This window comes from Kitasatospora sp. NPDC087315 (assembly GCF_044744345.1).
In the GTDB taxonomy this organism is placed as follows: domain Bacteria; phylum Actinomycetota; class Actinomycetes; order Streptomycetales; family Streptomycetaceae; genus Kitasatospora.
The window spans coordinates 18,898-28,672 of record NZ_JBIUYD010000023.1 but is presented as its reverse complement, the minus strand read 5'-3'; the positions used below and the strand labels follow the sequence as shown (position 1 = coordinate 28,672).

Below are 9,775 nucleotides of genomic sequence, written 5' to 3'. Positions count from 1 at the left end.
GCCGGCGCGGCCGGGCCCGGAGGTCCGCCGACGGCAGGTGAACCGTCGGGCCCGGCCGGGCCGTGACTACGGAGTGGAAGCGTCCGTGGCCCTGTCGGCCGGGCGGTTCCGCCGACAGGACTGCATGCGGAGCCGAGGAGCTGCGGTGGGCACGAGCACAAGTGGAAACGGGGCTCAGGGCGGGGCGGCGAGCATTCAGCTGCCCTCGGTGGCCTGGGAGATGGAGGAGAGCGGCGGAGCGGGGCCGGTCGCGGTGGCGAGCGCGACGCCGCCCGCCGGGGAGACGGCCGCCCCGGTGGCCGCTGCCCCGGTGGCCGCAGCCGTGGCCGCCCCGGCCACCGTGCCGCACTACGGGCGGGTCGCCGCCGTGCCGCCGATGGCCCCGCCGGGCCCGGCTCCCGCACCCCCGGCGCCCCCGATGACGCCGCACGCCGTCGGCCCCGGCCCGGTCGAGGCGCCCGCCGGGCCAGAGCCGGCCGAACAGCCGGGCCGCCGGGCACGGTTGAAGCGACCGGTGTTCGTGGCCGCCGCCACCGCGGGCGTGGTGCTGATGGGCCTGCCGTTCCTGATGGCCGGCAGCGGCCGGGACGGTGACAAAACAGTGGACGGCGCCGGGCTGAGCCAGGCGGACCAGCCGCTGGCCGAGGGCCCCGAGCTCGGCGACCCCACGGTCTCCGCGTCACCCACCGATCCGGCCGATCCCACCGCGCCCGGTACCCCGGGCGCCGAGGCGCCCACCGACCCGGCGCCGGCCCAGGACCCGGCCCCCGGGACCACCGCGCCGCAGGGGACGGAGGGCGGGACCGCGACGGTGCCCGGCACGACTCCCGGCACGACGCCAGGTACGGCGCCCGGCGCGGCATCCGGCACGAACCTGAACTCGCTCGCCCGGCCCGCCAACCCGCCCGCCCAGGGCGCAAAGCCGCCGACGACCGGTGGCACACCCGGCGGATCGGCCCCGCAGCAGCCCGCGCCCGGCCAGCCCGCCCCGCAGCAGCCGGCGCCGCAGCAGCCCGCCCCCGGCCAGCCCGCGCCCCAGCAGCCCGCGCCCGGCCAGCCGGCGCCGCCGAAGCCCCCGGCCGCGCCGAGCTTCAGCGCCGTCAACTGCGGCAACTCCGCCGCCGGCTACGCCCAGTACGGCTGGTGGGAGCAGGGCACCACCGGCTGGACGATCAACTCGGCCGGCGGGTACTCCGGTTCGGGCTGCAACGGCAAGTACGCGGCACTCCCGATGTCCGGCTCGGCGACCAAGGACGACGGCAACTCGGTGGTGTGGACCTTCACCACGGCCCCGGTCACCAGCGGCACCTGCCGGATCTCCGTCTACGTCCCGAACAACAGCGACCGCAAGGCCGTCGGCGGCAAGCCCGCCTACTACACCGTCCAGAACAGCTCCTCGCCCAACAGCGGAACGATCGGCTCGTTCAGCGTCGACCAGACCGCGAACCGGGGCGGCTGGGTCACCGCGAGCGGCACCTTCCCGGTGAGCGGCGGCCGGATCGCCGTGATGCTGCACTCCAGGGGCATCGACTGGGGCGGCGGCGGCGCCGACAAGGCGCACCTCGCGGCCTCCGCCGTCCGCGCGGACTGCACCGGCTGACCGCTCCGCCACCCCGGCCGCCGTGCGGCCGGGGCACCGGCGGGACGCCGCCGACCACCACCACTGGAGCAACGGAAAGGAAGGCCACGCCATGTCGCGCCACGTGCTGACGGTGTGCCCGGAGCAGCGGGACGGCCCGTACCGCACGATCGGCGACGCCCTGACGGCGGCCCGCAGCGGGGCGGTGATCTCGGTACGCCCCGGCCGGTACGAGGAGAACCTGGTGATCAGCAAGCTGGTCACCATCACCGCCGCGGAGGCCCGGGGCAGCGTCCGGATCACCGCCCGGCGCGGCTGCGTGGTCCAGGTCACCGCCGAGGCGGTGCAGCTGACCGGCCTGATCCTGCAAGGGCAGGACGAGGAGATGCCCGCCATCGACGTGCCGCGCGGGCAGGCCGCCGTCCAGGACTGCGAAGTGGTCGGCAGCTCCTGGACGGCCCTGCTCACCCGCGGGGACGGCACCCTGGCGATGCGCGGATGCCGCGTCACCAACCCGGCGGGCGCCGGCATCGTCGAGACCTCCAGCGGCACCAGCATCATCGAGGACTGCGTGATCGAACACCTCGGCAGCTCCGCGGTGGTGATCGGCGAGCGCGCCAACCCGCTGCTGCGCAACTGCGTGCTGCGCGATGCGCGCGGCAACGGCATCTGCGCCAACGGCGACGCCCGGGGCACCTTCGAGGGCTGCGAGATCTCGGTCACCGACAAGCCCGGCATCGCCCTGGAGGAGCGCAGCACCACGCGGTTGGTGCGCACCGCCGTCCGCGACACCACGATCGGCATCTACATCAGCTCCTCCGCCCAGGTCGTCCTGGAGGACTGCACCGTCACCGCCACTTCCGGCCACGGCATCGCGCTCGCCGCCGGCACCGACCCGCTGCTGCGCCGCTGCCGCGCCTCCCGCACGGCGGGCCACGGCATCCACGTCACGGCCCGCTCGCGTGGCACCTTCGAGGACTGCGAGGTGGACGGCGCGCAGGGCACCGGCATCTGGGTGGGCGAGTCGTCCGGCCCGACGCTGGCCCGCACCGTCGTCCGGGACTGTGGCACCGACGGGGTGGAACTGACCGGCGACAGCTCCGCCGACTTCGACCGGCTGGAGGTGCGGGACGTCGCCGGCACCGGCGTGCTGATCACCGACGGCGCCAACCCGCGCCTGCGCCGGGTCGCCGTCCACCGCGCGAAGGGCGACGGCATGACCGTGCTCCGGGACGGACGCGGGCAGTTGGAGAACTGCGAGGTGCTGGACGCGGGCCGGGCCGGGCTCCGGTTCGCCGAGGGTGCGGACACCCGGGTCGGCGCCACCGTGGTGCGCGGCGCCGGTGGGTCCGGTGTGCTGCTCGGCCGGGTCGGCACGGCGACGCTGCGCGACTGCGAGGTGTCCGGATCGGCCGAGGACGGCATCACGGCCGAGGACGGCGCCGAACTGACCTGCACCAGGGTCCGGGTGACCGGCAACCGCCGCCACGGCGTCCGGATCGGGGCCGGGGCGCGGGCCGTGCTGGCCCAGCTCACGGCGGCGGAGAACATCGGCGACGGCGTGCGGACCGACTCCACCGAGGCGGTCCGGCTGACCGGCTGCACGCTCTCCCGCAACCGGGGCTCCGGCCTGCGCCAGAGCGAGCCGAGCGAGCGGCTCGCCCTGGAGGAGCTGGTCAGCGAGGAGAACGGCCTGCCGGACGCGCACGGCACCGCCACCGCCGGCTCGGCGCCCGCCCACCGGGCGGCGCAGCCGGCCGGAGCCGCCCCCGGCCCCGGCCACGGACCCGCCGGGGAGCCCGCCGCCGAGAGCGCGCCCGCGCAGTCGGCCGCCGCGGCCGGCCCGCTGGAGGTGCTGGAGTCGCTGGTCGGTCTGGCCGGCGTCAAGGAGCAGGTCGCCACCCTGGTCAACCTCAACAAGCTCGCCCGGCGCCGGGAACTGGCCGGCATGCCCGCGCTGCCGATGAGCCGCCACCTGGTCTTCGCCGGGCCGCCCGGCACCGGCAAGACCACCGTCGCCCGCCTCTACGGGAGCATCCTCGCCGAGCTGGGCGTGCTGCGCAGCGGCCACCTCACCGAGGTGGCCCGCGCCGACCTGGTCGCCTCGATCATCGGCGGCACCGCGATCAAGACCACCGAGGTGTTCAAGGAGGCGCTCGGCGGGGTACTCTTCCTCGACGAGGCCTACACCCTCTCGGCGGGTTCGGGCGGCAGCGGCCCGGACTTCGGCCGGGAGGCGATCGACACCCTGGTCAAGCTGATGGAGGACCACCGCGACGACATCGTGGTGATCGTGGCCGGCTACTCCGGCGAGATGACCGACTTCCTGGCCTCCAACCCGGGCCTGGCCTCCCGCTTCAGCCGCACCGTGGAGTTCGCCAACTACGAGGTGGACGAGCTGGTCACCATCGTCGAGCGGGCCGCCGTCGGGCACGGCTACGAACTGGCGGACGGCGCCCACGACTCCCTCACCACGCTCTTCGAACGGATGCCCAGGGGAGAGGACTTCGGCAACGGCCGGGCGGCCCGCAAGGTGTTCGAGGAGATGGTCGACCGCCAGGCGACCAGGCTCGCGACCCAGCCCGAGATCTCCGACGAGGACCTGGCGCTGCTGCTGCCCGAGGACGTCGCCGCCGAGGACACCGCCCCGCCCGAGGCCAAGCGGGACGGCACCGAACTGCTCGCCGAACTGCGCGCCATGGTCGGCCTGCCCGCCGCCAAGGAGCAGGTCGAGGACCTGGTCAACCTGATCCGCCAGGTCCGCCGCCGCGAGGAGGCCGGGCTGCCCACCGCCACCATCAGCCACCACCTGGTCTTCGCCGGGCCGCCCGGCACCGGTAAGACCACCGTCGCCCGGCTGTACGGGCAACTGCTCGCCGAACTGGGCGTGCTGCCGGGCGGCCAGCTGATCGAGACCGCCCGCTCCGACCTGGTCGGCCGCTACGTCGGCCACACCGCCCAGCTCACCAAGGAGGCCTTCGACCGGGCGCGCGGCGGTGTGCTGTTCATCGACGAGGCGTACACCCTGACGCCCCGGCACGGCGGTGGTGGCGACTTCGGCCAGGAGGCGGTGGACACCCTGATGAAGCTGATGGAGGACCACCGCGACGAGGTGGTGGTGATCGTCGCGGGCTACGACGACGAGATGCGCCACTTCCTCGCCTCCAACCCGGGCCTGGCCTCCCGCTTCTCCCGGCAGGTCGACTTCGGCCACTACAGCGACGCCGAACTCGTCACCATCGTCGGCCGGCACGCCGACTCGGCCGGCTACACCTGCGCGCCCGAGACCCTGGCGGCGCTGGAGCAACTGTTCGCGGCCGTCCCGCGGGACCGCACCTTCGGCAACGGGCGCTTCGCCCGGCAGACGCTGGAGGGCATGATCACCCGCCAGGCCGGCCGGCTCGGCCGGCTCGACTTCGCCGACGTCTCCGAGCTCAGCCTGCTCCTGCCGCAGGACATCGCGGTGGACCGGCTCGGCGTCACCGGCGGGCCCGGCGGCGCGGAGCGCCCGGACAGCGGCCCGCAGTGGCCCGGCAGCGGCGGATGACCCGCCCGGCCCGCGCAGGCGGTCCGGCGACGGCGGTGTCCTCGGCCCTGGCGCTGTCGGCGGCGGTGGCCCTGCTCGGCCCGCCGGCGCCCGCCCGGGCCGAGACCCCGGCCCCGGACGATCAGGCGGCGGTCACCCAGACCCTCCCCGACTTCCGGCAGAGCGGCTGCCGCAAGCCCTCCGCCCGGGCCGCCCAGGGGACTCCCTGGGCCCAGGTCTACCTGCGGCCCGAGGCCGTCTGGCCGTTCGGCCGGGGCGCCGGGGTGACCGTCGCCGTGATCGCCTCCGGCGTGGACAACGGCTCCGGCATGCTGGCCGACCGGCTCCGGCTCGGGCCCCGGCTGCACGGCCAGGGCGACGCGGGCCGCGACTGCGTGGGCCACGGCACCTTCCTGGCCGGACTGATCGCCGGCCGGCGTACGCCCGACGGTGGCCCGTCCGGCCTGGCCCCCGAGGCGAGGGTGCTGGCCGTGGCCGTCACCGACGACGCCGGGAGCACCACCCCCGAACTGCTCGCCCAGGGCATCCGGGCGGCGGCCGACGGCGGCGCCCGGGTGGCCGTGGTCGGGGTGCCCGTGGCGGCCCCGAACCCGGCACTGGCCGAGGCCGTCGCCTACGCGGCCACCAAGGGCCTGCTGCTGGTCGCCCCCGCCGGGCCCGACGGCCAGAGCACCAACGGCGCGGTGTACCCGGCCGGCTACCCCGGCGTGCTCGCGGTGACCGGCGTCGGCGCGGACGGCGCCGTGGCCTCCGGGGCGGCCACCGGCCCGGGGGTGACCGCCACCCGTGGCGGGCGGGTGGACCTGGCCGCGCCCGGCGGCGCCGTCGGCGGCTTCGGGCTGGGCGGCGGCTACGCCACCGGCTCCGGGCCCAGCTATGCCGCCGCCCTCGTCGCCGGCGCGGCGGCGCTGCTGCTCTCCCGCACCCCGGACCTGACGGTCGACCAGCTCGTCCAACGGCTGGAGTCCACGGCTTACCAGCCCGGTTCGGCCCTGCCGGACCCGGCCCTCGGCTGGGGCACCCTGGACGTGGTGGCCGCCGTCACCGCCCTGCCCGGCGGCGGTGGGGGCCAATCGCCGGTTTCGGCCGATCCGGTCACGGTGCCCCCGCCCGCGGACCCGACCTCCGTCGAACGGGCCTCGGCGCTCGCCGCGGCCGCCCTGGGGACGGCGGTGCTGGTCGGCCTGGGCGCGGTGGCCGTGGGGCTGGGCCGCCGGCGCGGCCGGTGCCCGGGGTGACCCCGGCGGGCGGGTGTGGAACCCGCTGGGCGGACCGGACCGCCGCCGGTCCTTCGTCCGGTCCAACGCCGCGCCCCCGGCCCGCCAACGCCGCGCCCTGATCTTCGTTGGCGAAGCGTTGGTCCGGTGTTGGCGGTGGCTGGAAACGTCTACCGGGCAAGGGGGTGGGCCCATGCGAACCACCCGCCCGCCGTACCGACGAACTGCTGCGAGGGGCTCAACAGCCGTGGCCATCGACGCTACCGCTCACGCCAAGGACACCGCCAGGCCCGACCGGCCGGAGCGCGCCACCCTGGACCACCACACCTTGGCGGAGCTGTACCGCCTGCACGGGGGCTACCTGCTGCGGGCGATGCTCCGCGTCACCAGCGGGGACCGGGGCAAGGCCGAGGACATCGTCCAGGAGACCCTGCTGCGCGCCTGGCAGAACCCGGCCGCCATCCACCGGGGGGCCGAGCACAGCCGCCCCTGGCTGTTCACCGTGGCCCGCCGGATCGCCATCGACCACTTCCGGATGCAGGCCGCCCGCGCCCAGGAGGTCGCCGACGACGCCCCCGAGGAGCACGCCGGCACCCACGACCCGTACGACGAGGTGCTCGCCGCCCGGGACATCGCGGTCGCGCTCGCCGAACTCCAGCCCCACCACCGCGACGTCCTCGTCGAACTCCACATGAACGGCCGCTCGATGGCCGAGGCCGCCGCCGTCCTCGGCGTGCCCGTCGGCACCGTCAAGTCCCGCAGCTTCTACGCCGTCCGCGCGCTGCGACCGATCCTCGAAGCCCGCGGCATGGCGTCCGCCGGCTGACCCGGCGAGAACTCTCCGGACCGCCCCGTGCCGCTCGCGTCCACCGGTCTGAACCGCGCGGCGGTCCCCGGCCGTAGAACGGGGTGGCGGTACCGCCGCCGGCGCCCGTCACCCCCGTGCGGGCGCCGGTTCCCCCGCCCGGAGCCGACAACTCGCGCTCCGGGCAAGGCGGCTGACGGACTGTCTCTCGCGGTCCGGTGAACCGGGCAGGCCCGTCCGTCCGTAGCTACAGCTGAAGGCCGCCGCTCGGACCAGGCCCTTGGCCCAGGAACTCCCGGCTTCCGCGCCCCGGCGGGATCCGGGCCCCCCGGCGCCCCGGCGGTGCCCTTGTGGGGCGCCGCCGGGGCGCTCCGCGTGTCGTGCGCCCCACACCGGGTCGGCCCGTCCGTTCCCGCCATCAGCCCAGGAGAGTCCCGATGCCCAAACACCGGCTCAGCCGCCGCCGACGGATCACGGTGGCCGCCACGGCGATCGCCGCCGGCGGCGTGCTCATCCTCGCGCAGAACGACGCCCCCGCCGCGACCGCCGACCCGCTCGGCCTCAACGCCGCCTCCGTCTACCTCGGCTGGGGCGACGCCCCGGACCCGGTCGCCGTCATGAAGGCCACCGGTCTGCGGCAGTTCGCCCTCTCCTACGTGCTCTCCGGCGGAGCGTGCGACCCGAAGTGGGACGGCTCCCGCGCGCTCACCGGCGGCACCGACGAGGCGAAGATCAAGCAGATCCGGGCCGCGGGCGGGGACGTCCTGGCCTCCTTCGGCGGCTGGGACGGTGCCAAGCTCGGCGAGCGGTGCACCACCGCCGCCGAACTCGCCGCCGCCTACCAGAAGGTGGTCGACGCCTACGGCCTGAAGGCCGTGGACATCGACATCGAGTCCACCGAGCTCAGCACCCCCGAGGTCCGCAAGCGGGTCGTCGACGCGCTGAAGACGCTCAAGGCCAAGAACACCGGCCTGCGGGTCTTCCTCTCCTTCGCGGTCGACCCGACCGGCCCCGACAAGGACGGCGCCGACCTGATCGCGCTGGCCGCCAAGGCGGGCCTGGAGGTGGACGGCTGGACGGCCATGCCGTTCGACTTCGCCGGTCACGACGGCACCATGGCGGCGGCCACCGCCACCGCCGTCACCGGCCTCCAGCAGGCCGTCGCCGCCGCCTACGGCTGGGACGCCGACAAGGCCTGGCGGCACACCGGCCTCTCGTCGATGAACGGCCGCACCGACCAGAAGGGGGAGCAGCTGAGCCCCGCCGACTTCCGCACCATCCGGGACTTCGCCGCCACCCACCACCTCGCCCGCTTCGGCTACTGGGCGGTCAACCGCGACCGCCCCTGCGCGGGGGGCGCGTACGACCCGGCGACGTGCAGCGGCGTCCAGCAGGCCGTGTACGACTTCACCCGGATCGTGGCCGGCTACCACACCGACTCCCGGCCGGGGGACGGCGGCACCTCCTGCCCCAGCCCGTCCGCCACCAGCCCCGCGCCCACCGGCACGAACCGCTCCAAGATCCCGATCCCGACGGTGAGCACCGCCCGCCCGGCCGACGAGACCGGCGGCCGGGGCACGCTGGAGCCCGACCCCGTGCGGGAGACCGGGAGCCCGTCCCCCTCGGCGTCCAGCCGCGTCCCGTCGCCCACCGGTACGTCCGGCCGGACGGACTGCGCGAGCCCGACCGGGCACCCGTCGGGCTCCGCGTCCGGCACGGCCTCCGGTACGGCCTCGCCCACGGCGTCCGGCACGGCCGTGCCGACCCCCGGCCGGAGCTCCACGGCGCCGGGCGCCCCGACGTCCGGGACCGCCACCGCGTCCGGCGGCGCCGCGCCGGACGAGCAGCCCACCGGCGGGCCGTCGCCCACCGAGGTCGTCGCCCCCGGCCCGGCGCCGACCGGCGGCTCGCTCGCCTCCACCGGGGCCAACGACGCCACCAACACCCTGCTCACCGTCTCGGGCGCCCTGCTGCTGCTCGGCGGCACCTTCGGTCTGATCGGCACCCGCCGGCGCGACCCGGAAGAGTCGGCGGCCGGCTGACCGCTGGTCACGGCAGGCGGCCCCGGTCCCGAGCAGGGACCGGGGCCGCCTGCCGGGCTCACCAGCCGAGGAGGTACGCGCCCCCGGGCAGCCCGTCGAGGACGGACTTGGTGGCCGTCTCCTCGTCCATCGCGGTGGTGTCCACGGCGTGCCGGTCCAGCGGTCCGGTGCCGGCCGGGCGGAGCGCGACGTAGTGCAGCGCCGCGCCGGTGGCACGGCTCTCCCGGCGGAAGGCGCCGAGGGCGGCCGGCTCGACCGCGCACTCGACCACCACCTGGTAGCCGGCCGTGGCGTACGCGAAGGCGGCCTGGGCGGTGGCGGCCAGCACGGTCTCGTTCTGGCGCCGGGCCTCCGGCAGGTGCGGTGGGACGAAGCCCTGACGGACCGCCCGCCGGAAGTCCTCGGCGCGCAGATGCACGCTCGGGTGCAGCGCGTCCGCCAGCAGGGGTGCGACCGCGCTGTTCCCGGCCTCGGCCCCGGCCGGGTCGGAGAGGACGACGACGCCGCCGGCGCCCCGGCCGCCGCCGATCTCCGGCCCACCTACGGTCGTACGGTTCACAGCTGCTGATCCCTTCGCGGGCCGGG

6 protein-coding genes are annotated in these 9,775 nt (G+C 76.3%); 5 read left to right on the top strand and 1 reads right to left on the bottom strand.

From position 1 onward, the window contains the following. Positions 1-145: 145 nt before the first annotated feature. From ACIO5D_RS28980 to ACIO5D_RS28960, 5 genes are all read left to right on the top strand, one after another. Positions 146-1,600 (top strand): hypothetical protein, encoded by a 1,455-nt coding sequence (locus tag ACIO5D_RS28980; protein WP_400757090.1) that lies wholly within the window; start codon positions 146-148, stop codon positions 1,598-1,600. Between the two features lie 91 nt (positions 1,601-1,691). Continuing rightward, positions 1,692-5,126 (top strand): right-handed parallel beta-helix repeat-containing protein, encoded by a 3,435-nt coding sequence (locus ACIO5D_RS28975; RefSeq protein ID WP_363611106.1) that lies wholly within the window; start codon positions 1,692-1,694, stop codon positions 5,124-5,126. A 35-nt stretch (positions 5,127-5,161) separates the two neighbouring features. Next, positions 5,162-6,364 carry a S8 family serine peptidase gene (locus ACIO5D_RS28970; RefSeq protein ID WP_400798815.1) on the top strand — a complete coding sequence of 401 codons (1,203 nt, stop codon included), beginning with the start codon at positions 5,162-5,164 and terminating at the stop codon, positions 6,362-6,364. 226 nt (positions 6,365-6,590) lie between these two features. Then, positions 6,591-7,169, top strand: a complete 579-nt coding sequence (locus ACIO5D_RS28965) for a sigma-70 family RNA polymerase sigma factor (RefSeq protein ID WP_363611102.1) — start codon at positions 6,591-6,593, stop codon at positions 7,167-7,169. A gap of 416 nt (positions 7,170-7,585) precedes the next feature. Continuing rightward, positions 7,586-9,190, top strand: a complete 1,605-nt coding sequence (locus ACIO5D_RS28960; protein ID WP_400798812.1) for a glycosyl hydrolase family 18 protein — start codon at positions 7,586-7,588, stop codon at positions 9,188-9,190. A gap of 58 nt (positions 9,191-9,248) precedes the next feature. Here ACIO5D_RS28960 and ACIO5D_RS28955 read toward each other — a convergent pair whose 3' ends face one another. Further along, positions 9,249-9,749 (bottom strand): hypothetical protein, encoded by a 501-nt coding sequence (locus ACIO5D_RS28955; protein WP_400798809.1) that lies wholly within the window; start codon positions 9,747-9,749, stop codon positions 9,249-9,251. Positions 9,750-9,775 lie beyond the last annotated feature (26 nt).